Annotated in this window: 25 protein-coding genes; 21 read left to right on the forward strand and 4 right to left on the reverse strand. The window is 65.3% G+C overall.

The genetic code is table 11. The annotated features are described in order from the left end of the window. Positions 1-304: 304 nt before the first annotated feature. A complete protein-coding gene (locus JN302_RS10010) occupies positions 305-1,798 on the forward strand; it encodes a hypothetical protein (protein WP_202332762.1) in 1,494 nt (497 codons plus the stop codon). Between the two features lie 63 nt (positions 1,799-1,861). On the opposite strand, the gene JN302_RS10015 is transcribed toward JN302_RS10010, so the two are convergent. After that, a complete protein-coding gene (locus JN302_RS10015) occupies positions 1,862-2,764 on the reverse strand; it encodes a LysR family transcriptional regulator (protein ID WP_202332763.1) in 903 nt (300 codons plus the stop codon). A gap of 89 nt (positions 2,765-2,853) precedes the next feature. On the opposite strand from JN302_RS10015, the gene JN302_RS10020 reads away from it, so the two are divergent. The 3 genes from JN302_RS10020 (at position 2,854) to trmD (ending at position 4,873) form a co-directional block, all read left to right on the forward strand. After that, the gene (locus tag JN302_RS10020) at positions 2,854-3,405 is read left to right on the forward strand and encodes a DMT family transporter (protein WP_202332764.1); all 552 of its coding nucleotides are present in this window, start codon (positions 2,854-2,856) and stop codon (positions 3,403-3,405) included. 170 nt (positions 3,406-3,575) lie between these two features. Next, complete coding sequence (gene rimM, locus JN302_RS10025; RefSeq protein WP_202311813.1) at positions 3,576-4,172, forward strand: ribosome maturation factor RimM; 597 nt, start codon at positions 3,576-3,578, stop codon at positions 4,170-4,172. After that, a complete protein-coding gene (trmD, locus tag JN302_RS10030; RefSeq protein WP_202332765.1) occupies positions 4,169-4,873 on the forward strand; it encodes a tRNA (guanosine(37)-N1)-methyltransferase TrmD in 705 nt (234 codons plus the stop codon). Before rimM ends, trmD begins: the two co-directional genes overlap by 4 nt. On the opposite strand, the gene JN302_RS10035 is transcribed toward trmD, so the two are convergent. Continuing rightward, positions 4,855-5,607: a sulfite exporter TauE/SafE family protein gene (locus tag JN302_RS10035; protein ID WP_202311815.1), complete on the reverse strand. Its 753-nt coding sequence runs from the start codon at positions 5,605-5,607 to the stop codon at positions 4,855-4,857. The genes trmD and JN302_RS10035 overlap by 19 nt on opposite strands. 364 nt (positions 5,608-5,971) lie before the next feature. On the opposite strand from JN302_RS10035, the gene rplS reads away from it, so the two are divergent. The 6 genes from rplS to JN302_RS10065 all read left to right on the forward strand — a co-directional run bounded on the left by rplS (position 5,972) and on the right by JN302_RS10065 (position 10,356). Next, the gene (rplS, locus tag JN302_RS10040) at positions 5,972-6,475 is read left to right on the forward strand and encodes a 50S ribosomal protein L19 (protein ID WP_202311816.1); all 504 of its coding nucleotides are present in this window, start codon (positions 5,972-5,974) and stop codon (positions 6,473-6,475) included. 221 nt (positions 6,476-6,696) lie between these two features. Beyond that, positions 6,697-7,515, forward strand: coding sequence for a class I SAM-dependent methyltransferase (locus JN302_RS10045; RefSeq protein WP_202311817.1), 819 nt, complete (start codon positions 6,697-6,699; stop codon positions 7,513-7,515). A 90-nt stretch (positions 7,516-7,605) separates the two neighbouring features. Next, positions 7,606-8,022, forward strand: a complete 417-nt coding sequence (locus JN302_RS10050) for an organic hydroperoxide resistance protein (RefSeq protein ID WP_202332766.1) — start codon at positions 7,606-7,608, stop codon at positions 8,020-8,022. After that, entirely contained in the window at positions 8,019-8,519 is a 501-nt protein-coding gene (locus tag JN302_RS10055; protein WP_202311821.1) for a MarR family winged helix-turn-helix transcriptional regulator, read from the forward strand. The genes JN302_RS10050 and JN302_RS10055 overlap by 4 nt, the downstream gene beginning before the upstream one ends. A 190-nt stretch (positions 8,520-8,709) precedes the next feature. Continuing rightward, positions 8,710-9,504, forward strand: coding sequence for a transporter substrate-binding domain-containing protein (locus JN302_RS10060; RefSeq protein WP_202332767.1), 795 nt, complete (start codon positions 8,710-8,712; stop codon positions 9,502-9,504). Between the two features lie 36 nt (positions 9,505-9,540). Next, positions 9,541-10,356, forward strand: a complete 816-nt coding sequence (locus tag JN302_RS10065; RefSeq protein ID WP_202311823.1) for an amino acid ABC transporter permease — start codon at positions 9,541-9,543, stop codon at positions 10,354-10,356. 29 nt (positions 10,357-10,385) lie between these two features. Here JN302_RS10065 and JN302_RS10070 read toward each other — a convergent pair whose 3' ends face one another. Beyond that, entirely contained in the window at positions 10,386-10,832 is a 447-nt protein-coding gene (locus JN302_RS10070; protein ID WP_202332768.1) for a group I truncated hemoglobin, read from the reverse strand. Between the two features lie 156 nt (positions 10,833-10,988). Between JN302_RS10070 and JN302_RS10075 the strand changes: the two genes are divergently transcribed. From JN302_RS10075 to JN302_RS10095, 5 genes are all read left to right on the forward strand, one after another. Beyond that, positions 10,989-11,624, forward strand: a complete 636-nt coding sequence (locus JN302_RS10075; RefSeq protein WP_202311825.1) for a class I SAM-dependent DNA methyltransferase — start codon at positions 10,989-10,991, stop codon at positions 11,622-11,624. Between the two features lie 51 nt (positions 11,625-11,675). Continuing rightward, a complete protein-coding gene (locus JN302_RS10080) occupies positions 11,676-12,218 on the forward strand; it encodes an MgtC/SapB family protein (protein WP_202332769.1) in 543 nt (180 codons plus the stop codon). Between the two features lie 284 nt (positions 12,219-12,502). Then, positions 12,503-13,912, forward strand: a complete 1,410-nt coding sequence (gene leuC / locus JN302_RS10085; RefSeq protein WP_202311827.1) for a 3-isopropylmalate dehydratase large subunit — start codon at positions 12,503-12,505, stop codon at positions 13,910-13,912. Between the two features lie 155 nt (positions 13,913-14,067). After that, positions 14,068-15,255, forward strand: coding sequence for a GGDEF domain-containing protein (locus tag JN302_RS10090; RefSeq protein ID WP_202332770.1), 1,188 nt, complete (start codon positions 14,068-14,070; stop codon positions 15,253-15,255). Positions 15,256-15,345: 90 nt separating this feature from the next. Then, complete coding sequence (locus JN302_RS10095) at positions 15,346-16,539, forward strand: GGDEF domain-containing protein (RefSeq protein ID WP_202332771.1); 1,194 nt, start codon at positions 15,346-15,348, stop codon at positions 16,537-16,539. A gap of 160 nt (positions 16,540-16,699) precedes the next feature. On the opposite strand, the gene JN302_RS10100 is transcribed toward JN302_RS10095, so the two are convergent. Beyond that, positions 16,700-17,041, reverse strand: a complete 342-nt coding sequence (locus JN302_RS10100) for a hypothetical protein (protein ID WP_202332772.1) — start codon at positions 17,039-17,041, stop codon at positions 16,700-16,702. Between the two features lie 138 nt (positions 17,042-17,179). Here JN302_RS10100 and JN302_RS10105 point away from each other — a divergent pair, with 138 nt between their 5' ends. The 6 genes from JN302_RS10105 (at position 17,180) to sdhA (ending at position 22,212) form a co-directional block, all read left to right on the forward strand. Next, positions 17,180-17,641 (forward strand): GNAT family N-acetyltransferase, encoded by a 462-nt coding sequence (locus JN302_RS10105; protein ID WP_202311833.1) that lies wholly within the window; start codon positions 17,180-17,182, stop codon positions 17,639-17,641. A 56-nt stretch (positions 17,642-17,697) separates the two neighbouring features. Then, positions 17,698-18,810, forward strand: coding sequence for an IS630 family transposase (locus tag JN302_RS10110; RefSeq protein ID WP_202332475.1), 1,113 nt, complete (start codon positions 17,698-17,700; stop codon positions 18,808-18,810). A 169-nt stretch (positions 18,811-18,979) separates the two neighbouring features. Continuing rightward, positions 18,980-19,345 carry a hypothetical protein gene (locus JN302_RS10115; RefSeq protein WP_202332773.1) on the forward strand — a complete coding sequence of 122 codons (366 nt, stop codon included), beginning with the start codon at positions 18,980-18,982 and terminating at the stop codon, positions 19,343-19,345. Between the two features lie 234 nt (positions 19,346-19,579). Further along, positions 19,580-19,987: a succinate dehydrogenase, cytochrome b556 subunit gene (gene sdhC, locus JN302_RS10120; RefSeq protein ID WP_202311837.1), complete on the forward strand. Its 408-nt coding sequence runs from the start codon at positions 19,580-19,582 to the stop codon at positions 19,985-19,987. 2 nt (positions 19,988-19,989) lie between these two features. Next, positions 19,990-20,373, forward strand: a complete 384-nt coding sequence (sdhD, locus tag JN302_RS10125) for a succinate dehydrogenase, hydrophobic membrane anchor protein (RefSeq protein WP_202332774.1) — start codon at positions 19,990-19,992, stop codon at positions 20,371-20,373. Between the two features lie 3 nt (positions 20,374-20,376). Continuing rightward, positions 20,377-22,212, forward strand: coding sequence for a succinate dehydrogenase flavoprotein subunit (sdhA, locus tag JN302_RS10130; protein ID WP_202332775.1), 1,836 nt, complete (start codon positions 20,377-20,379; stop codon positions 22,210-22,212). The last annotated feature ends 49 nt before the right edge of the window (positions 22,213-22,261 follow it).

The raw sequence follows: 22,261 nt of genomic DNA on the forward strand, positions 1-22,261 counted from the left end.
GGAATCGACAATCTTGCGCTCGCGTCCGGATGCTCGACCTTGTCGAGAGGGGCGAGTCTGCCCGAACGGATCGGGGGGCCCGGACCGTGGGGCCGTCGCTTCGCCGAGCGGGCACTGTCGAAGTCCACAACTGACTGCCGGCGGTTCGTGGTTGGGGATTAGCCCGGATGGCCGGAAAGCGTAGGAATTACCACTAAAGTTCGGGTCGGCGGTGCGCTTCCCTAATGCAGGCCGACGTGTAGGATAGGTTAACGAAATCTAAAATACCGATTGAATTTCCGGGGCTAGCTCAAGGGTGTTGGCCATGAACTTCAAGGCTCTGATTCACCGAAGCGACAAGGTCGACAAGTCAATCGAGAAAGTCGACAAGGCGTTCGACGAACTTCAGGCGGAGATGTCGGTCGCATTCGACGAGAGCTTCCAAAGCGATGCGCCGTCGTCGAGCGACGATCAGTCGCCGGACGAGAATTTCCAGGCAGATGAGGGCGACGCCCCCGAACAGGAGCAGGAACCCGCAGCCGCGGCCGTGGACGAGGAGGTGCCGGCCGACGCCCCGGTGGAAGCCCAGGAGGCCCCGCAACGGCTCACGTCGCACACTCAAAGCCGGCTCGCCGCCCTGAACTCTTTCGACGGTCTCAACCATGAGGCGCAGGAGCATCTGCAGGAGGTCCATGCGAAGCTCGGCGAGGTGGCGAATGCGCACCGCCTGACACGCGAGTTCTTCAAGATTCTCCACGCCGACATCCTTCGTGCCAACGAACTCGAGCTGGAGAACGGCAATCTTGTCTCCGAGCAAAGAAGGCAATCCGAGCAACTCCGCTACCTCTGCAAGAAACAGCAGGAGTTCGAAACCGCCACGGAGGCCATGCGGCAACGCGAAGCGAGCCTTGTTCATGACAATGAGGTGCTTCGTGCCGCACTGGTGGCCGCAAAGCTGGAACTCGTCGAGGCCACCAACACCATCGCCAGGAACGAAGCCGAGCTCGGCGATCTCATCAAGACGCTTTCCGCCAGAACCGTCGAGGTCGAAAGGCGGTCGCGCGAAAACGAGGTGCTCCGGCAAAAGCAAGTCAGCTTGTCGATCGATGCCGACAAGGCGCTGAAGCGGGAGGCCGAGGCGCGCCACAAGCTCGACGAACTCTCGGCGATCCATGCCGGCGAGGCGGCGCGCCACTCCGAACTGCTCGGCATGCTCGGCAAGAGCGAAAAGGACGTGCTGCGGCTGCAGAAATCGCTGGAACTCGCCCAGATGAAGCAGTCGGAGCTGGCGGAAGCCATACGGATCATGGAAGTCGACAGGGAAGCCGAAATCGAACGCGGCCTTGCTGAAATGCGCGGGCTGCGTTCCGAAATCCAGAGCCTGCAATCACGGCTCGAACTCGCCGCGAAGGAGCGCAGCGACGCTGCCAGCGAACTCGCGACGCTGAAGGTTCAATTGAGCGATGCACTCGCGGAAAAGCATGTCGGCGACGAAAGGTTGTCCGCTCTGCTGAAGGAGAACGAGAACGACAAGATGAACCTCCTGGCGGCGAGCGCGAATTTTTCCCAGCTTTCCCTCCAGCAGGCATCCGAACAGATACAGCTCGATATCCGCAAACAGGAGTGCGAGGACCTGCGCGCCGAAATCGCATCGCTCAATGTCCGGATCAAGGAACTGCTGCCTTACGAACGCATCTATCGGGTGACAAAGGCCAGGCAGCAGGATACCGGCGGCGATGTCACCGACGTGGGCGGCCGGGCTGGGGCCAAACGGACCTCGACCAGGAGGGGCGGATCGAGCCGCAGGCGCGCCGTCTGAGCGGCGCGGGTCGTATGGTTGGATGCCGGAGGTTGGACTCGGCGTCCCGAGGTGCCGAGGCGGTCACGCAGTGAGAAGATCTTTGATCTGCCGGCGAAGCCATTGATGCGCGGGGTCGCCATCGCGCCGCCGGTGCCAGATCTGCTGGAAACCGAAGGGCGGTATGTCGAAGGGCGGCGTGAAGATGCGCAGTCCCTTTTCCTCTGGCCGCGAGGGAAGGATGCGTCTGGCTATCGTGAGCACGAGATCGGTGCCCGCGATCAGGTCAGGTGCTACGCTCCAATGGGGAAGCACCAGGCAGAGACGCCGCTTGAGCCCGAGAGCGGCAAGTGCCGAGTCGACCTCGCTTTCGCTATCCGCCCGCAGGGCGACAAGCGCGTGCGGCCGCGCGAGATAGGTTGCCATATCCATGCCTTGCCTGCTTGCGAGGCTTTCCGCGTCGGCCAGGCAAGCGAAGCGTTCTTCGAACAGCCGATCGACGTACAGGGCTTGGTCAGGATCCGGAAAGACGCCGAAGGCCAGATCCGTCTCGCCGTCCACGACTTCGGCGGCCATGACCTCGCGGCTCGCCTGGCTGACCACGAGGTCGACATGCGGAGCCTGCGCGCGGAGGAGAGGCAGGAGGGCGGGCAGCATCACGGCCGCGCCGTAGTCGGACATGCCCAGCCGGAACGTCCGCCGTTCCGTCCCAGGGTCGAAGCCCGCCGGCGCGAGCAGGTGTCGCATGCGGCCGAGTGCTTCGGCGAGCTGCGGTGCGATCTCCATGGCGCGGGTCGTGGGCTCCAGCCGCCCGCCGCGTCGCACCAGCAGGGGATCGTTGAGCAGGATGCGCAGTCGCGCCAGCGCGTGGCTGACCGCCGGCTGGCTCCTGTTCAGCCGCACCGCCGCCCGCGAGACGTGACGCTCGGCGAGCAGGGCTTCGAGAACGACGAGCAGGTTGAGATCGGCGCCGCCAAGATTATTCATCCCATGCATATTACGAGTGACGAAATCGAATTTCCATAGATATCGATCATGAACTATGTCCCTGGGCGTCAACACCGGGGGCCAAGCTCATGTCCAATCCAGGCAGTTTCCCGTTTCTTCTCACGGCCCTGCTCGCCGGCGCCGCCGTCCCGTTCCAGGCCGGCGCCAATGCGATGCTCGGTCGGTTGCTCGGCCATCCGTTGTGGGCAACGCTGGTTTCCCTGTTCGTGAGTGCCGCGCTTGTCGTTCCCGTCATGCTCGCCTTCCGTTTGCCGGTGCCCACGATCGGAGCGGCAATCAAGGGACCGTGGTGGATCTGGGTCGGCGGCGCGGCTGGCGTCGTCTATGTGACGGCTGCACTGCTGCTTGCCCCAAAGCTCGGTGCTGCGAGCTTCATGATCGCAGTCATCGCCGGCCAGCTGATGGCCTCGCTGGTTATCGACCATTTCGCGCTCATGAATTTCGCGCATCGACCCACGGGCGTGGCGCGCCTGGCCTGGCTCGCGCTCATCCTTGCCGGTTTCGTCATCTTTCAATGGGCGAATGGCGCGGGCGTGCGTGCCGAGGCGAGAAAACAGAGCACAGCGAAGCACCCGCTGCCCGCGGCGCGGGTGACGGATGATGTGATCTCGAAGCGGTGACCTGTTCCCCTAGAATAGGTTCGGCGGAACGCTTGAGTCGGCAGCAGAACGCGCTCGTCGCCCTGGGGATGCAAAGGATGCTCGCCGATCTATGTACGTATCGTGCTTTCCGAAAATCGATTCCGATTCTCCAGCCGATGCGCTAGAGCCTCCGGAACAGGAGCTGTTCCATGCCCAAGCCGCAAAACCCCGTCCAGATGGCCGTCATCGGCGCTGCGCACGGCATCAGGGGCGAGTTGCGCGTGAAGACCTTCACGGGCGACCCGCTGGCGCTCGGCGACTACGGGCCGCTCTATGCCAAGGACGGGCGCGCCTTCGAGGTCGTGGACATAAGGCCCCAGGGCACCGTCGCGGTGGTGCGTTTCAAGGGCGTCGGCGACCGCAACTCCGCCGAGGCGCTCAACGGGGTGGCGCTCTTCGTCGACCGGTCGGCCCTGCCCGACGATCTGCAGGACGACGAATTCTACCATGCCGACCTCGTCGGCCTTCTGGTGCGCGACGGCGTCGGGGCGGGCATCGGCAAAGTCAGGGCCGTGCAGAATTTCGGCGGCGGCGATATATTGGAGGTGGTGCTGGACACGGGCGGCGACGTGCTCGTTCCCTTCACCGCGGCGGCCGTGCCCGAAGTTTCCGTTGCCGGCGGATATGTTGTCGTCGATCCCGTCGCTGCGGGCCTCGTCGAGAACGAGGAGGGGCCGGATGACGACGACGGCTTCGATCCGACCCGCCGGCCGCGTGGGCCCCGGGAGGCCGGAGGCAACCGATGAGCTTCCGCGTCTCGGTGCTCACGCTCTATCCCGAGATGTTCCCCGGCGCGCTGGGCCTGTCACTGGCCGGGCGGGCGCTCGCCGACGACACCTGGTCGCTGGAGACGGTGCAGATCCGCGACTATGCGACGGACAGGCATCGCACGGTCGACGACACCCCGGCGGGCGGCGGGGCCGGCATGGTGATGCGTGCCGACATATTGGCGAAAGCCATCGATGGCACGGCGCCGGAAGGCGATCCGCGGCCGCGCTTGCTGATGAGCCCGCGCGGACGGCCGCTGACCCAGGCGAGGGTGCGCGAGCTGGCGGCAGGTCCGGGCGTGACGATCCTGTGCGGGCGCTTCGAGGGCGTCGACCAGCGTGTCATCGAGGCGCGCGCGCTCGAGGAGGTCTCCATCGGCGATTACATCCTGTCAGGCGGCGAGCCGGCAGCGCTCGTCCTGCTCGACGCGATCGTTCGGCTGCTGCCCGGCGTGATGGGCAACGAGGCCTCGGGCACGCAGGAGAGTTTCGAGGACGGGCTGCTCGAGCACCCGCACTATACGCGCCCGCAGGAGTTCGAGGGCCGTACGATCCCCGATGTGCTGACCTCGGGCAACCACGCCAGGATCGCCGCATGGCGGCGCGCCGAAGCCGAGCGGCTGACCGCCGAGCGGCGGCCGGATCTCACGGCCCTGCGGGGTCAGCCGGTCACGAAATAATAGACGGCGAGGAACAGGCCGGTGGCGACGACGAAGGCGCGCACGATACCCTGCGGAACCCGCTTGGCGGCCCAGACGCCGGCATAGCCGCCGAGCGCCACGCCGGGAACCATCACCAGGGCCTCCGGCCAGGCCACGACGCCGCCGCCGACGAAGACGGCGATGGCGACCGCCGCGATCACGATCGAGAGCATGTTCTTCAACGCGTTGAGCCGGTGATAGTCGCCGCTCTGGGTGAGGCCCAGCGTGGCCAGCATCATGACGCCCATGCCCGCGCCGAAGAAGCCGCCATAGACGGCGGTGGCGAATTGCACGATGGCTCCCGGAAGGGAGCCGACGGCAGCTTCGCGCCCCGGCTTCGGCTTGGGTTTGAGCCAGGGGCCCGCAGCGAACAGCGCCGTCGCCGCGATCAGCAGCCAGGGCACCATCAGCCGGAACGAAGGATTGTCGAGCGCCAGCAGGATCAGAGCGCCGCACAGCGCCCCGACGGCGGAGATGGCGGCAAGCAGCAGCGCGCCGCGCCAGAATCTCCGGATGTCGCTCCAATAGGCGAGAGTCGAGGTGATGTAGCCCGGGAATTGGGACACGGAGGAGGTTGCATTGGCGACGATCGGCGGAATGCCCGCGATCGACAGCGCGCCGAAAGTGATGAAAGTGCCGCCGCCGGCGACTGCATTGACGGCCCCGGAAAGAAAACCGGCGAGAAAGAGCAGGGCGGCGATCAGCGGCGACACGGCGGGAACCCCTCAGGATGTTTTGTCCCCTGTAGGAAGCGTTGCGCGGCAAGGCAAGGCGGCACGCGGACAGCGGCGCGGTGCGGGGACGATATGCCGCGAGGGCGGCAGCGGAAGCAGCCTTCCTGCCTTTCCGCGAGGAAAATTGTCAACTAAAAGGTGACAAGGCACACGGAAGCGTGTATGAGCCCGCGCGAAATCGGGAATTGTCCCGGTCCCGTCGATAAGAACGGTGCATTCGCCCCTGCCTTGTGTCTCCAGGGAGATCTCCGGGAGAAGACAAGGCATAGCCGAGCGGTCCGATGAACTGCAAGGCGAGCGTAGGGCGCTCTGGCTGTCGAGAAGCAAGAAGAGGATTTTTGAGATGGACCTTATCCGTCAGCTCGAGGCCGAGCAGGCCGCCAGGATCGAAGCCAAGCGCAAGCTCCCCGAGTTCCAGCCCGGCGATACCGTGCGCGTCCAGGTGCGCGTCACCGAAGGTTCGCGTACCCGCGTGCAGGCCTATGAAGGCGTCGTGATCGCCCGTTCGGGTTCCGGCTTCCAGGAAAACTTCACCGTCCGCAAGATCTCCTACGGCGAAGGTGTCGAGCGCGTGTTCCCCGTCTATTCGCCGCTGGTCGAGGGCGTCGAGATCGTCCGCCGCGGCAAGGTGCGCCGTGCCAAGCTCTATTATCTGCGCGATCGCCGCGGCAAGTCGGCCCGTATCTCCGAGAACACCGGCGTTCGCGCCCGCAAGCTGAACGACGCCGAGCGTGAGGCGCTTGCCGCCGAGAAGGCGAAACTGGAAGCCGAAAAGCTCGCCGCCGCCGAGGCGCTGGCCGCCGAGAAGGCCGCTGCCGATGCAGCCGAGGCCAAGGCCGCCGACTGAGCGCCTCGATACGGACATCGATGAAGGCGGCTTCGGCCGCCTTTTTCTTGTGCGCAGCTCGCGCGGAGCGACTGACGCTCCACACTTTGAAGCGACGCAACCAGGAAATCGGCTTGGGCCTCCTGTGGATGCGGAAGGCATTTGGGGTGCCTTGGGTTTGGGGTTGGGCATCGGGCTTTGAGCGGCTTCCGTTCCAGGTTCCGATGCGCAAAGGGGGGAGCATGGACGAGCATATCGCGGCCAACCGGCTCAACTGGGACGACCGGGCCGAACTGCATGCGACCGATCCGACCGGCAGCTACTGCATCGCAAGAGTGCTGGAGGGAGGTTCGAGCCTGCACGCGCTGGAGCTGTCCGAGATCGGCGACGTCTCCGGCAAGGATATCGCACATCTCCAATGCCATATCGGTCTCGACACGATCAGTTTGAAACGGCTCGGCGCCAGAAGCGTAGCCGGGCTTGATTTTTCGCCGAAGGCGATCGCCGCGGCACGCGACTTCGCGACAAGGGCCGGTGTGGATGTCCGCTTCGTCGAAGCGCCCGTCTACGATGCCGTCGAGGCGTTGAACGCAGACTACGACATGGTTTTCGTCACCTGGGGGGCGATCAACTGGCTGGACGACATAACGCGCTGGGCCCGGGTGGTCGCCGCGCTGCTGCGGCCGGGCGGCAGGCTTTATCTGCTGGAAGGGCACCCGACCATGCTCCAGTTCGACATGATGGCCGACACGTTGACGCTGCAACTCGACTGGCGCACGCCGCAGGCCCAGCCGCTGGCCTGGGATGATGCGCAGACCTATACGGGCGACCCGCGGTCCCTGACGAATGTGCGAACCTATGAATGGCTTCATCCGCTCTCCAGCATCGTCAATGCGCTGGTGGGGGCAGGCCTTTCGATCGATTTTCTGAACGAGCACGATGTGATCGTCTGGAAGGCGTTTTCATTCTTGCGAGAGACCGGCAGGAACAAGTTCGAGCTTCCCGCCGGCATGCCGCGCATCCCGATGTCCTTCTCGATCGGCGCGACCAGGCGCGGCTGACGATACCCGACGCGGATCGATGCAGCGGCATCTTGACGTCGATTAGTTTGTGTGCGATTTGATCGCAATCAAATTAACTGGAGAGACGAAATGCCAGCATTGTATTCGACCAGGGCGCATGTCACCGGGGGCCGCAACGGCAAGGGGCGCACGGAAGACGGGCTTCTCGACGTCGCGCTCGCGATGCCGAAGGAACTCGGCGGCGCCGGCGGCGCGACCAATCCCGAACAGCTTTTCGCGGTGGGTTATGCCGCCTGCTTCGAAAGCGCGATCCGCTTCGTGGCGCGCAAGCAGAAGCTGCCCCTGAAGGACGCGGCGGTGACGTCGACCGTGCAGCTTCTGCCCAATGGCGAGGGGTTCCGGCTGGGCGTCGCGCTGGAAGCCGAAACCAAGGGCCTCGACCAGGCGGCGGCCGAGACGCTGGTCGCGACCGCGCATCAGGTCTGCCCCTATTCCAACGCCATCCGGGGCAATGTCGACGTGGCGCTCACGGTCAAGGCGGCATGACGGGCCGGGCAAGGCGCGAAACCGCGGCGCGGGATGAGGACCGCGCCGAAGCGGCCGATGAACTGATGCTCGGCCGGCAGTTCTGTTTCGCGCTCTACTCGGCCAGCAGCATGGTCACCCGGCTCTACCGGCCGCTGCTGGAGCCGCTTGCCCTGACCTATCCGCAATATCTCGCCATGCTGGTGCTGTGGGAACGGGCGCCGCTGACGGTTGGGGAGATCGGTTCCGCGCTCGGCCTCGACTCGGCAACGCTGACCCCGTTGCTCAAGCGGCTGGAAGCGACGGGCTATGTCAGCCGCCGGCGAGATCCGCAGGATGAGCGCCGGGTGCTGGTGGCGCCGACCGAAAGCGGCATCGCACTGAAGGAAAAGGCCCTGCGCGTGAGGGAGGCTCTCTCTTGCAGCCTGCCTCTGCCGGCTGTGGAGATCCAACGGATCCACGACGCCCTGCGCGGCCTGAACGAAGCGCTGCGCCGCACGGTGACCCCGGAAAGCTGAGGCCTTCCGGGGTAACGAGGCGCAACGCCGCCTCGCCCGCCACACGACGTGATTTTGCCCGACATCCTCGCAGAGGCGGATTCGCTGGCCATGGCGCCAATCGGCGTGCGGCGCTTGCGCAGCCCCGTAGGACCGCTACAGTCGCGGCCGGGTTGGCCTCAGCCTCTCGGCATCGTGACAGGAGCCATACATGACCAGGAAGTTCTCCATCGCCGGCCTGCTGGCCATGCTTCTCTTTCCGATCGCCGCATGGGCGCAGACGCTGCCCGACCTCGGCGGCCGCACCGTGGTCGTGGTCACCGAAAACGCCTATCCGCCGCTGCAATTCGTCGATCCCAAGAGCGGCAAGCCGATCGGCTGGGAATATGACGCGATGGACGAGATCGCCAGGCGGCTGAACTTCAGGATCGACTACCGGAACACCTCATGGGACGCGATGATCCAGTCGGTTTCCGACGGCCAATACAATATCGGCATGACGGGCATCACCATCAAGGAAGAGCGCAAGCAGAAGGTCGACTTCTCCGACCCCTATATGCGCTCCGAGATGCGCATGCTGGTGCGCAGCGACGAGACCCGCTTCACCGATGCCAAGAGCTTCGCTGCGCTGGAGAGCGGCCTGGCGGCCGCGCAGCCCGGCACGACGCCCTTCTACGTCACCGTCTACGACGTGCTCGACGGCAACGAGCAGAACCCCCGCATCAAGACTTTCGAAACCTTCGGCGCCGGCGTCCAGGCGCTGCGCGCTGGCGATGTCGACCTGGTGCTCACCGACGGCGTCGCTGCCAACGGCTATGTCGATGCATCGGAAGGCAAGCTGAAGGTCATCGGCGGGCCGCTCGGCACCGAGGATTTCGGCTTCATCTTCACCAAGGGCTCCGACCTCGTGGCGCCGGTCAATGCGGCGATAGAGGCGATGAAGGCCGACGGCACGATCGACGCCCTCAACAAGAAATGGTTCCTCGACTACAAGATGGGCCAGTAGGCTCGCCGTGAGCCGCTGGCTTGCCTCCGTGAGGCGATGACCCTCTCCGCTCCGACCGCCAGAAAGGCCGACTTCCCCTATTGGCTCGTCGCGGCGGGCGTGTCAGCGCTTGCCGTCGCGGTCTTCATTGCTGCAAACGGCCTCTATGCCGAGGTGTTCCGAACCGTCGTCAAAGGCATCGGCATCACCATCTTCGTCACCGTCACGGGCTTCACGCTGGCCTCCGCGCTAGGCCTCGGCGTCGCGCTGATGGGGCTTTCCGGGTCAACATCGCTGCGCCAGATCGCACGCTTCTATGTGGAGATCATCCGTGGCGTGCCGATCCTGGTGCTCCTGTTCTGGATCGCCTTCGCCGGCGCCCCTGCCTTCGTCGCAGCCTGGAATGCGCTTACCGTGCCGCTGCGCCAGGCCGGGCTTGCCGAGGAGCTTCTGGTGCGCGACGTGTCGCTGCTGTGGCGGGCGATCATCGCATTGACGATCGGCTATTCGGCCTTCATCTCGGAAGTGTTCCGGGCCGGAATATTGTCCGTCGACGAGGGGCAGATCGAGGCCGCGAAGTCGCTCGGCCTCACCCGCTTCCAGCGTTTCCGGCTGATCGTCATGCCGCAGGCGATCCGCACCATGCTGCCGCCGCTGGGCAACGACTTCATCGCCATGGTGAAGGATTCCTCGCTCGTCTCCGTGCTCGGCGTGGCCGACATCACCCAGATGGGCAAGGTCTACGCAGCGGGCTCGTTCCGCTTCTTCGAGACCTATTCGATCATCGCCTACATCTACCTGATCCTGACCGTCGGCCTTTCGCTCGCACTGCGTGCCCTGGAGAAGCGGCTGCGCCGGCAAGGACCAGGCTAGCGCCGCCTCCCCGGACACGCGCAAGCCTCTCAGGTGCCGCTCTCGACGATGTCCTTCTCGAGCGGAGCGATGAGGCCGCCGAGATCCTTCCGCTCCTGCTCGGGCACCTTGAACTTGTCGAGCGTCTCGCCGAAAAGCTGGCCGGTCCGGTCCCAGTCTTCCTTGGTGATGCGCATTCCCTTGTGAGCCGTTTTCATGTCCCGTCCGGTATAGAGGCAGGGACCGCCGGTCTCGGCGCAGATCAGGTCGACGACATGCTGGCGCACGCGGGCGGCGCTGTCGTCGGAAAGGCCGACGAAGAAGCGTCCGAGCTTGTCGTCGCCTTTCAGCCGGCCGAGAAAGTCGTCGGTCACGGCGGCGATTGCGTCATACCCCCCAAGACGCTGATAGAGGGTCTCGTCCGCGGCGAGGGCGGGTGTGAGCAGCAGCGTCGCGCCGAAACCGGCGCCTGCGGCCATATGCAAGATTCCTTTCATCTGTTCCTCCACCAAATAGGCACGAAAGAAACGATAGCAGGGACTTTCCAGTTTCATGCGGACCGGGAAAATCGCGGGAGGAAGCGCAGGGTTGACGTGCCGACGCTTTCGGCAGCACTCTCTCGACGAGGGAGGCGTGACAAGGGAGGCGAATTGGTGGACCTCGACAAGGCCAATGCGGCGCTGGAGATGGTGTATACCGCCAGCACGCCGGAGGAGCTATCGGCTGCCTATGCCGCCTGGGCCGCGACCTATGACGGCGAGACGGCCGCTCTCGGCTACTGCCTGCCCTTCCTCATAACGTCATGGGTGACGCGCCACGTGCCGGCCGGAGAGGGCCCGCTGCTCGACGCCGGTTGCGGCACCGGCCTTTCCGGTCCTTGTCTGAAGGCGCTGGGCTATGGCGACATCGAAGGGCTCGATCTCTCCCCGGATATGCTGGCGATCGCCGGTAGCCGTGGCGCCTATCGCGCGCTGAAACAGGCCGAACTCGGTCGCCCGCTGCCTTGGCCGGACGGTCATTTCCGCGCCTTCTTCTCGACCGGCGTCTTCACCATCAGCCATGCGCCGGCCTCCGGATTGCACGAGCTGGTGCGCATCACGGCCGAGGGCGGGCACGCCATCTTCACAGTGCGCGACCAGGTGCTCGACAGCGGCGGTTTCCGGCCGGTCTTCGAGGACCTCCAACAAGGGGGCAAGTGGCGGCCGGTCGAGGAAAGCGGCTGGTACAGGGCCTATGCGGTCGCGGATCCCGACGCGCTGGTCAAGACCTTCGTCTTCGAGGTGCTTTGAGGAACCCGACGGCGGGCGGCGCGTTACCGGCCGAACTGCAGTTGGGGTCCCATGGAACAGCTCGTCGAGGAATTCGGTCATCCCACCTACACGGCCCTCTCGGTGATCGCCGCGCGCCTGCTGCTGGCCACGATCTATGGCGCGGCGATCGGCTTCGAACGCGAATGGCGCCAACGGCCCGCCGGGTTGCGGACTCATATACTGGTCTGCCTGGCCGCGGCGACCTTCGGCGTCTTGACGATCGAAATCATCCATGCGCCGATGTTCGTCGGCGAAGCGACCAGGGTGGATCCGATCCGGGCGGTGGAGGCGGTGACGGCCGGCGTCGCCTTCCTGGCCGCCGGTACGATCCTTTTCGCCCGTGGTCATGTCCAAGGCCTGACCACGGGCGCGGGCATGTGGCTCGCCGGCGCCATCGGGCTCGCCTGCGGATTTGGCTACTGGCAGATCGCCGGTTTCGGAACCCTGCTGGCGCTGATCGTGCTCTACTTGCTGGGCAAGCTTGAAGACCGGCTGGAGCTCAATCAGCCGGCCGGCGAGATCGAGCCGAAGCAGGACAAGAAGCCGTCGCGCGTCGAGGCCGTTGAAAAATAGCAGCGGCAGTCGGCCGGCGCCGATACAGGCAACTGTGTCGGCAAAGGCGGCGGAAAGGACCGCAATTGCCGGGACGGCAAAAGATTGTTATCTAGCCGGGCGATGGAAGAGCTTTTTGGAGATCCGGCCTACAAAGGCTTCGTGCTGCAGGACCGCAAGCGCCTGCCGTCGCGATTCTTTGCCCGGATTTCCGGCGCGCTGACCAGCCGCCTCGACTGACGCCGACGGGCTTCCGGCCGCGGGCCGGACTTTTCCAAACTTTCGATATCGACGGATCAAAAACCATGAGCGCACCGCGCACCCTCTACGACAAGATCTTCGACGACCATGTGGTCGACCGCCAGGCCGACGGCACCTGCCTTCTTTATATCGATCGCCATCTCGTGCACGAGGTGACGAGCCCCCAGGCCTTCGAAGGCCTGCGCATGGCCGGCCGCAAAGTGCGGCATCCGGAAAAGACGCTGGCCGTCGTCGACCACAATGTGCCGACCTCGCCGGACCGCAAGAACGGCATCAAGAACGAGGAAAGCCGCATCCAGGTCGAGGCGCTCGCCAGGAACGCCGCCGACTTCGGCGTCGAGTACTATTCGGAAAACGACAAGCGCCAGGGCATCGTCCACATCATCGGTCCCGAGCAGGGCTTCACCCTGCCCGGGATGACCATCGTCTGCGGCGACAGCCACACTTCCACCCATGGCGCCTTCGGCGCCCTGGCTCACGGCATCGGCACCTCCGAAGTGGAGCACGTGCTCGCCACCCAGACGCTGATCCAGCGCAAGGCCAAGAACATGCTGGTGCGTGTCGACGGCAAGCTGCCGGAAGGCGTCACCGCCAAGGATATCGTGCTCGCCATCATCGGCGAGATCGGCACGGCCGGCGGCACCGGCTACGTCATCGAATATGCCGGTGAGGCGATCCGCGACCTGTCGATGGAAGGCCGCATGACCATCTGCAACATGTCGATCGAGGGCGGGGCCCGCGCCGGCCTGATCGCGCCCGACGAGACGACCTACGCCTATATCAAGGGCCGGCCGAAGGCGCCGACGGGCGAGGCCTGGGACATGGCGCTGGACTACTGGAAAACGCTGCATTCCGACGAGGGCGCGCATTTCGACAAGGTCGTGGTGCTCGACGCCGCCAAGCTGCCGCCGATCGTCACCTGGGGCTCCTCGCCCGAGGACGTTGCGTCCGTGCTCGGCACCGTGCCCGATCCGGAGGCGATCGAGGACGAGAACAAGCGCAACTCCAAGAAACGCGCTCTCGACTATATGGGGCTCACCCCGGGGACCAGGATCACCGACATCGAGATCGACCGCGTCTTCATCGGCTCGTGCACCAACGGACGCATCGAGGATCTGCGCGCCGTGGCCAAGGTGGTCGAGGGCAAGACCGTCAATGCGCGCGTCAATGCGATGATCGTGCCCGGCTCGGGCCTGGTCAAGGAACAGGCGGAGGCCGAGGGGCTCGACAAGATCTTCGTCGCCGCCGGCTTCGACTGGCGCGAACCGGGCTGTTCCATGTGCCTGGCCATGAACGACGACCGGCTGAAGCCGCACGAGCGCTGCGCCTCGACCTCCAACCGCAATTTCGAGGGCCGCCAGGGCTTCAAGGGCCGCACCCATCTGGTGTCGCCGGCCATGGCCGCCGCCGCTGCGATCGCCGGCCATTTCGTCGACATCCGCGACTGGCATTAAAGCAGGGCGCCGCGCGTCCATTCGGACGCGCAAGCGCGACGCGACGATGAGGGGGCTCCGGCCCCCCTTTCCCACGCAGGCTCCGGTATTTCACAGGTTAACACCTTGTTTCCCCTTGCCGCCTATGGTCGTCCCAAGCGGAAAGGCGGCGGACTTTGGGCAAGGGGATTTTCATTGCGCTGCTGAACCCGGCGATCTCGGCGATCTTCGCGGGCGGCTTTTTCCTGTTGTGGCGGCATCAGCGCGATCGCCGCTATATCCGCGTGCTTGCTTTCTCCTACCTCGCAGGCGTTACCGGCTTCCTGATACGAGGCGTCACCCCGCCGATCGGCGGCGAGACGGCAAAGCTGATATCGAACGCGTTTTTCCTCGTGGCGGGCCACATGCTGGCTGTCGGCGTCGTCGGTCGCTTCGGCAGGCGGCCGCCGCACCTCGCTCTCGGCCTCGTCGGTGCGGCCGGCCTTTCCGGGCTGAGCTGGTTCCTGTTCGTCGAACCGAACATGACCTGGCGCATCTTCTCGATCAATTTTGCGCTGGCGGCGATGTCGCTCATCGTCGTGGCCGAGATCCGTTCGGCGCCGCGCAAGATTTTCGTCGACCAGGTACTCATGGCGGCGTTGCTCATCTACGGGCTGAGCTTCCTGGTGCGACCGCTATGGATCATCGCGGTGGCGGGCGCGCCCGGCACCGAGGGTGACGTCTTCATGTCGGCCTACTGGATCTCCACCAGCGTCACACACGCCTTCTTCTCGGTGCTTATCGCCATCTGCCTGATCACCGGGATTGCCCTCGACGTCATCGGCAAGCTGCAATCGGATGCGTTGAACGATCCCCTGTCCGGCCTGCTCAACCGCCGGGGCTTCGAGGAACGCGGTCGTGAGGTGCTGGGGCGCGACCCGGCCGGCGCCATGCCGGTGACGCTCGTCCTCGCAGACCTCGACCGTTTCAAGGACATCAACGACAGTTGGGGCCATGCCTGTGGCGATCGTGTCATCGCAGCCTTTGCCGGAATTCTGCGTGACGCGGCCGGTGGGGAAGGAATCGCGGGCCGTATCGGCGGCGAGGAATTCGCCATCATCCTTCCGGGCAACGGGCTGGCGTCCGCGCGGCTCTTCGCCGAGGGAGTGAGAACATCGCTTGGCGTCATTGCCATTCCCGGCATGCCGGCCGGAACGCCGATCACGGCGAGCTTCGGCGTGGTCGAGCGCGCGCAGGGCGATTCGCTATCGACGCTCTTGATTCGCGCCGACATCGCCCTCTATGAGGCAAAACATGGCGGGCGGGACAGAGTCGTGGCCATGCCCGACAGGATGGGGGAACGTCGTCTGCGCCGCATGGAATAACCGGCCGAGGCGGACCGATCCGCTTGCCGGTCGCGGCGTTAACGCGATCTTCGCCGAAGTGTGCTACTTGCGTCGGGACAGCAGGGTTTCATGAGCGCCGCAGGTTTCATACTCGCCATCAATCTCGTCGTCGCCGGGCTTCTTGGCACGGCGTTCCTGATGGTCGCCGTCTATGATCGCGCCCGCGTCACGGCCCGCTGGCTCGCATTCAGCTTCTTTCTCGGCATGGCCTACTATGTGGTCGAAGTCAGCATGCCGTTCGTCACGGACGCGCGCGTGCCTGTGGTGGTTGCGTTCGCCGTCTTTCTGGCCGCGACCGTCGCCTTCAATGCCGGCGTTGCCCACAAATACGAGGTGGGCGTGCCATGGCGGCTGATGGGAGCGATCTTCGTGGCCTCCACCTTGGCGGTCTATTTCGCCCAGGATCTGCCGCGGCAGGACTTCTGGCGAATGATGGCCTACCAGGTGCCTTATTTCATCATGCAGGCGATCGCCGCCGGCATCGTCCTGTCGGCGCGCACGCAGCGCGGCATCGACTTCGCGCTCGCCGCATTGCTCTCGGCGAGCGCGCTGCAGTTCCTGAGCAAGCCGTTCCTGGCGGCGGCTTTCGGCGGCTGGGGCGCCAACCCGCAGGCCTATTCCCAAAGCACCTATGCGATGGTCTCACAGTCACTCGGCACTGTCTTCGCCATGGCGATCGCGCTGATGATGCTGGTCATCCTGGTGCGTGATCTCATCGCCGACATGGCGGAGAAGTCCGAGACCGACACGCTGTCGGGGCTGCTCAACCGCCGCGGCTTCGAACGACAGGCGCATCGCGCGCTGGCCTTTGGAAGCCGGCAAGGCATGCCGATCTCGCTGGTTATCGCCGATATCGACCACTTCAAGTCGATCAACGACAATTTCGGCCATGCGATCGGCGATCGGGCGATTGCGACCTTCGCACAGTTCCTCAGAACCGCGCTTTCCGATCATCACGTCGCCGGCCGTATCGGCGGCGAGGAATTCGCAGTCGTGCTGCCCGGCACCAATCTCGTGGCTGCGCGCCTCTTCGCGGAAGGCGTTCGCGGCGTGGCGGCCCGGCTCTGCGTCGAGGGCATACCCGAGCCGAGCCGGCTGACCGCCAGCTTCGGCGTTGCCGAGCTTGCATCCGGGGAAGGCCTGCAGGAATTGATGCAGCGCGCCGACAAGGCGCTCTACGAAGCCAAGAAATCCGGTCGGGACCGCGTGCGCGTCTCGACGGAAAAAGGCAGCGGACGCTCGCCGGAAGCGCGAAACGCCTGATACCTGCCTGGACGTCGATGCATCCAGTGGCATGGATGCTATGCGTTCGCCCGGCCCCGGTCGCCCGGCGTGGCCCATCCGGGCCGCTCGGCGTTCGCGCCAAAAAGCGTCGGCAACGCGGTCGCGCGCTCCAACGGTCGAACGGCCGGCCGTGGTATGACTATCGGCAGAATTCGCGCGACGGTTCCGGAACGACGTGCTCCGGCAGGCCGTACATATAGCTGCGACCTTTGAGCAGTACCGCCGGGCAGTTCCAGACGAACCAGGCGGCACCCGCTTCGGGAGCCTCGACCAATGCCCTTGTGTTGGCGGCAAGGCGCTTCGCCATGTGGCCTTCGCCGACGACGATTCGCTTGTAGCCCGACGCGCTGTAGACCACGAGATTGCCGAAGGAGTCGGCATGGACCTGGTCGCGGTAGCGGCCGTCGGCGAGCGATTGGCCGGCGACGACGACCCCCCCGACGAGCGCCAGAAGCGAAAGACCCCTCAGTTTCGGACGCATGGCGCGTTTCTCCCCGGCAAATCCGCAATACGGCTTCCCGATCGCGCAGGTTAACCTTTTCTTAACATTTGTCACGGGGTACGGCTTTCATTGCACGCCGCGATTGACAGGCGAGGCGGTCAATGGCCAAGAAGAGGCATGAGCGTGAACCACACGATCGACATCGGCCTGCTGCGGCTCAAGGACGCGCTCGAATTCGCGCCGCTTCTGGCCGCCTACGCCCAGGCCCTCAAACGCGGCGCCCCGCGCCGCCCCGACAAGTTTTACGCCGAATCGCTGCTGCAGGATCGGACGGCGGAAGTGCTGGGCGCGAGGGTCGACGGCGAGCTGGTCGGTTTCGCCATCTTCACCGACATGCCCGAGCCGGTGTCGGGCCTGCGCTGCTGCGCCTGCGATCACATCTATGTGCATCACGAGCATCGGGCCAAGGGCATCGCCAAGGCGCTGATCGACGTGCTCGCCGACCAGGCCGAGGATCGCGGCTGGACCAGGCTGATGCTCAACGCGCCCCGCCAGCCCGAGGACGGGCGAAAGCTCTACGAGCAGATCGCCGCGCCGGCCGACTGGTCGAGCTTCGTCATCCGCTTCGACGAACGCTAGTGTTTAGGCGCTAACAAATGATTCCCTTCGGGCCGCAAATCAGTCAGTGTGCGGCCATGAGGAACGACATCTGCATTTACGTGAGCCCGGCGGACCGGGCTCGGCTCGAGCGGCTTGTGGCGAATCGCAACACGTCGCGCAAGGCGGCCTGGCGGGCCGAGATCGTGCTGGCGACGGCGGACGGGCTCGGCACGATGGCGATCATGCGGCGCACGGGGAAGTCGAAGCCCGCCGTGTGGCGCTGGCAAGAGCGTTACATCGAGGCCGGCGTCGACGGGCTGTTGCGCGACAAGACGCGGCCGGCGCGCAAGAAGCCGCTCTCGGCGGAGGTGAAGCTCGCCGTGCTGACCAAGACGGCGCAGGAGCGGCCGCCGGGCGGCGGCACGCACTGGAGCGCGCGGACGATGGCCAGGACGGTCGGCATCAGCCACAGGAGCGTGCAGCGCATCTGGGCGGAGGCGGGCTTGAAGCCGCACCTGGTGACCACGTTCAAGCTGTCGAATGATCCGAAGTTCGCCGAAAAGGTGACCGACGTCGTCGGCCTCTATCTCAACCCGCCGGACAAGGCGCTGGTGTTCTGCGTGGACGAGAAGAGCCAGATCCAGGCGCTCGACCGCACCCAGCCCGGCCTGCCGATGAAGAAAGGCCGCGCCGGCACGATGACCCACGACTACAAGCGCCACGGCACGACCACGCTGTTCGCCGCGCTCGACGTGAAGACTGGCGCGGTGATCGGAGAATGCCAGCCCAAGCATCGGGCCAAGGAGTTCATCCGTTTCCTGAGAACCATCGACCGCAACACACCCAAGTCCTTGGACGTGCACCTGATCGTCGACAACTACTCCACCCACAAGACCCAGGCGGTGAAGGACTGGCTCGCCAAGCATCCGCGCTTCAAGCTGCACTTCATCCCCACGTCGTCGTCCTGGCTCAACCAGGTGGAGCGCTTCTTCGCCGAGATCACGAGGAAGCGCATCCGGCGCGGCGTCTTCACGAGCGTCGCCCAGCTCGAGACCGCTATCTGCGACTATCTCGACGCGCACAACGCCGACCCGAAGCCCTTCGTGTGGACCAAGAGCGCCGATGTCATCCTCGCCAAAGTCCACCGCGCCCGCGCTGCTCTTGACGCCGCCAAGAGCAGGAACCAAGCGTTAGAGTCGGAACACTAGGCTCCCGGAAAAGTGTCCCACGGCTTTCCGACAAGAAACCTGCGGCAAGACGAGAGGCCAGGCAGGTGAAGCGTCGACGGAGCCGCGCAAACCCGCTTGGAGCGCAAAGTCGGGCCCGAGAGCCTCGTCGGGTCGGGCCGATCTCTTCACCTGTGGGGGTAGCCGAACCATGACTTCAAGCCGTCGCCCGGCCCTTCGCTGTCTCGTCCGGACATTGCCGGCGTTCCTGATTGCGGCCTCGGTTTCGGCCTGTGTCGCGCAACAGACGCAGGCCACCGCGACACAGCCCGTCGCCGGCGAAGTGTCGCAACCGCGCGTGGCGACCTACGAATGCGGCAGCGACGGCGTGATCACGGTGGAGAATCGCGGCGATTCGGTGCATGTCGTCGGCACGGACGGCGAGGCCATCGATCTGCCCGCGGCGCCGGCCGCCCAGCGCAGCCGGTACGGCGCCGGCGCCGACGCGATCGTCATCGAGGGACGGGAGGCTCTGTTCATGCATGGCCGGCATCCGCCGCTTACCTGTACGCGCTGACCGTCCTCGGCGCTGCCTTTGCGCCGCCGCCCAAAATGCTTCAGGCTTCAATCGGTTGAAGGCAAGGGCTGCGGCGCCAATCATATCGATTGAAACTAAATCAATGGGCTGAAACGGTTTTTCGGGCTTTGACGCGCTGCAAAAAGCGCATTAGAAAGCCGCTGTCCGACGTCGCGTTTCGGGGCGGCCATGCCGCTTTTCCGGCATGGGCGCGGACTCGATCCTGGGGGAGCCATGAGCCAATCACCAGCCACCCGCCAGCGGCCCTTGTCGCCGCATCTCACGGTCTATCGCTGGCCGATCACCATGACGATGTCGATCCTGCACCGGGTCACCGGCGGGGCGCTCTATTTCGGCACGCTGCTGGTCGCGTGGTGGCTGATCGCCGCGGCAACGTCGGAACAGTATTTCGATTTCGTGAGCTGGGTCTACGGCAGCTGGATCGGCCGGCTCGTGCTGTTCGGCTACAGCTGGGCGCTGATGCATCATATGCTCGGCGGCCTGCGTCACCTCGTCTGGGACACCGGCGCCGGCCTCGAGAAGCACACCGCCTCGAAGATCGCCTGGGCCACACTCGGCGGCTCGGCAGTGCTCACCATCCTCATCTGGATCGCCGGCTACGCCGCGCGGGGAGGGCTCTGACCATGGCCGATATGCGCACTCCTCTCGGCAAGGTCCGCGGCCTCGGTTCGGCGCGCGAAGGCACCGGGCATTTCTGGCGGCAGCGGCTGACCGCGATCGCCAACATTCCTTTGATCCTGTTCTTCGTCGGCCTGCTGATCTCGCTCAACGGCGCCAGCTATGAGGAGACGCGGGCGGCGCTCGCCAGCCCCTTCGTGGCGCTGCCGCTCATCCTGGTGCTGCTCTCCGGCCTTTACCATATGCGGCTCGGCATGCAGGTCATCATCGAGGACTATGTGCATGGCGAGGGCGGCAAGCTCGCCCTGATCGTGCTCAACACCTTCTTCACGGTGGCGGTCGGCGCTGTTGCCGTCTTCTCGCTGCTCAAGCTGGCATTCGGAGGCTGAGGCGTGGCCAAGGCACAGGCAAACGGGGCCGGCAAGGCCTATCAATTCGTCGACCACAAGTTCGACGTGGTCGTGGTCGGCGCCGGCGGGGCCGGCCTGCGGGCGACGCTCGGCATGGCCGAGCAGGGGTTGCGCACGGCATGCATCACCAAGGTGTTCCCGACCCGCTCGCACACGGTTGCGGCACAGGGCGGCATCGCCGCCTCTCTGCAGAATATGGGCCCTGATTCCTGGCAGTGGCACCTCTACGACACGGTCAAGGGCTCGGACTGGCTGGGCGATGTCGACGCCATGGAATATCTGGCGCGCGAGGCGCCTGCCGCCGTCTACGAGCTCGAGCATTACGGCGTCCCCTTCTCGCGCACCGAGGAAGGCAAGATCTACCAGCGGCCGTTCGGCGGCCATATGATGAATTTCGGCGACGGACCGCCGGTGCAGCGCACCTGCGCGGCCGCCGACCGTACCGGCCACGCGATCCTGCACACGCTTTACGGCCAGTCGCTCAGGAACAACGCGCAGTTCTTCATCGAATATTTCGCGCTCGACCTGATCATGGAGCCTGACGGCACCTGCACGGGCGTCGTCGCCTGGAACCTCGACGACGGCACCATCCACCGTTTCTCGGCCAAGATGGTGGTGCTCGCCACCGGCGGCTATGGCCGCGCCTATTTCTCGGCGACGTCGGCGCACACCTGCACCGGCGACGGCGGCGGCATGGCGGCGCGCGCCGGCCTGCCGCTCCAGGACATGGAGTTCGTCCAGTTCCATCCGACCGGCATCTACGGCGCGGGCTGCCTGATCACGGAAGGTGCGCGCGGCGAGGGCGGCTATCTCGTCAATTCCGAAGGTGAGCGCTTCATGGAGCGTTATGCGCCGTCGGCAAAGGACCTTGCTTCGCGCGACGTCGTCTCGCGATGCATGACGCTGGAGATCCGCGAAGGGCGCGGCGTCGGCAAGAACAAGGACCACATCTTCCTGCATCTCGACCATCTCGATCCGGCCGTGCTGCATGAACGGCTGCCGGGCATCTCCGAATCGGCCAAGATCTTCGCTGGCGTGGATGTGACACGCGAACCGATCCCGGTGCTGCCGACGGTCCACTACAATATGGGCGGCATCCCGACCAATTATTGGGGCGAGGTGCTGAACCCGAGCGCCGACAATCCGGACAAGGTGTCGCCCGGCCTGATGGCGGTCGGCGAAGCCGGCTGCGCTTCCGTGCACGGCGCCAACCGGCTGGGCTCCAATTCGCTGATCGATCTCGTCGTGTTCGGCCGCGCCGCGGCGATACGCGCCGGCCAGGTGGTCGACCGCGAGGCGCCGGTGCCGTCGCCCAATGCGGAATCGGTCGAGAAGATCATGGATCGCTTCGACCGGCTGCGCCACGCCAATGGCTCGACGCCCACGGCCTTTCTGCGCGAGAAGATGCAGCGCGCCATGCAGGAGGACGCCGCCGTCTTCCGCACCCAGGAATCGCTGGAGAACGGCTGCCGCCGCGTGTCGGCGCTCTGGAAAGAGTTGCCCGACATCAAGGTCTTCGACCGTTCGATGATCTGGAACTCCGATCTGGTCGAAACCTTGGAGCTGGAGAACCTGATGGCCAACGCCATCACCACGGTCCATGGCGCGGAGGCTCGCAAGGAGAGCCGTGGTGCCCATGCGCGCGAGGACTTCTCCAGCCGCGACGACGCCAACTGGCGCAAGCACACGCTCGCCCATCTCGATGAGAGCGGCAAGGTGACGCTCACCTACCGGCCGGTGCACACCGAGACGATGCTGCCGGTCGACGAAGGCGGCATCGATCCCAAGAAGATCGCGCCCAAGGCGCGGGTGTATTGACATGGTCGGGCGCGCGCCGGCCGGCTGTTCGGGCAAGCCGGTGACGGCC

Source organism: Mesorhizobium sp. L-8-3 (assembly GCF_016756615.1).
Classification (GTDB): domain Bacteria; phylum Pseudomonadota; class Alphaproteobacteria; order Rhizobiales; family Rhizobiaceae.

Coding starts and splice junctions, on each gene's coding strand:
- JN302_RS10015 (WP_202332763.1), bottom strand. CDS start 2,764: ATGAATAATCTTGGCGGCGCCGATCTCAACCTGCTCGTCGTTCTCGAA.
- JN302_RS10110 (WP_202332475.1), top strand. CDS start 17,698: ATGAGGAACGACATCTGCATTTACGTGAGCCCGGCGGACCGGGCTCGG.
- JN302_RS10080 (WP_202332769.1), top strand. CDS start 11,676: ATGGAACAGCTCGTCGAGGAATTCGGTCATCCCACCTACACGGCCCTC.
- rplS (WP_202311816.1), top strand. CDS start 5,972: ATGGACCTTATCCGTCAGCTCGAGGCCGAGCAGGCCGCCAGGATCGAA.
- leuC (WP_202311827.1), top strand. CDS start 12,503: ATGAGCGCACCGCGCACCCTCTACGACAAGATCTTCGACGACCATGTG.
- JN302_RS10050 (WP_202332766.1), top strand. CDS start 7,606: ATGCCAGCATTGTATTCGACCAGGGCGCATGTCACCGGGGGCCGCAAC.
- JN302_RS10020 (WP_202332764.1), top strand. CDS start 2,854: ATGTCCAATCCAGGCAGTTTCCCGTTTCTTCTCACGGCCCTGCTCGCC.
- trmD (WP_202332765.1), top strand. CDS start 4,169: ATGAGCTTCCGCGTCTCGGTGCTCACGCTCTATCCCGAGATGTTCCCC.
- JN302_RS10095 (WP_202332771.1), top strand. CDS start 15,346: ATGAGCGCCGCAGGTTTCATACTCGCCATCAATCTCGTCGTCGCCGGG.
- JN302_RS10045 (WP_202311817.1), top strand. CDS start 6,697: ATGGACGAGCATATCGCGGCCAACCGGCTCAACTGGGACGACCGGGCC.
- JN302_RS10100 (WP_202332772.1), bottom strand. CDS start 17,041: ATGCGTCCGAAACTGAGGGGTCTTTCGCTTCTGGCGCTCGTCGGGGGG.
- JN302_RS10105 (WP_202311833.1), top strand. CDS start 17,180: ATGAGCGTGAACCACACGATCGACATCGGCCTGCTGCGGCTCAAGGAC.
- JN302_RS10010 (WP_202332762.1), top strand. CDS start 305: ATGAACTTCAAGGCTCTGATTCACCGAAGCGACAAGGTCGACAAGTCA.
- sdhD (WP_202332774.1), top strand. CDS start 19,990: ATGGCCGATATGCGCACTCCTCTCGGCAAGGTCCGCGGCCTCGGTTCG.
- JN302_RS10115 (WP_202332773.1), top strand. CDS start 18,980: ATGACTTCAAGCCGTCGCCCGGCCCTTCGCTGTCTCGTCCGGACATTG.
- JN302_RS10065 (WP_202311823.1), top strand. CDS start 9,541: ATGACCCTCTCCGCTCCGACCGCCAGAAAGGCCGACTTCCCCTATTGG.
- JN302_RS10055 (WP_202311821.1), top strand. CDS start 8,019: ATGACGGGCCGGGCAAGGCGCGAAACCGCGGCGCGGGATGAGGACCGC.
- JN302_RS10070 (WP_202332768.1), bottom strand. CDS start 10,832: ATGAAAGGAATCTTGCATATGGCCGCAGGCGCCGGTTTCGGCGCGACG.
- JN302_RS10060 (WP_202332767.1), top strand. CDS start 8,710: ATGACCAGGAAGTTCTCCATCGCCGGCCTGCTGGCCATGCTTCTCTTT.
- sdhC (WP_202311837.1), top strand. CDS start 19,580: ATGAGCCAATCACCAGCCACCCGCCAGCGGCCCTTGTCGCCGCATCTC.
- rimM (WP_202311813.1), top strand. CDS start 3,576: ATGCCCAAGCCGCAAAACCCCGTCCAGATGGCCGTCATCGGCGCTGCG.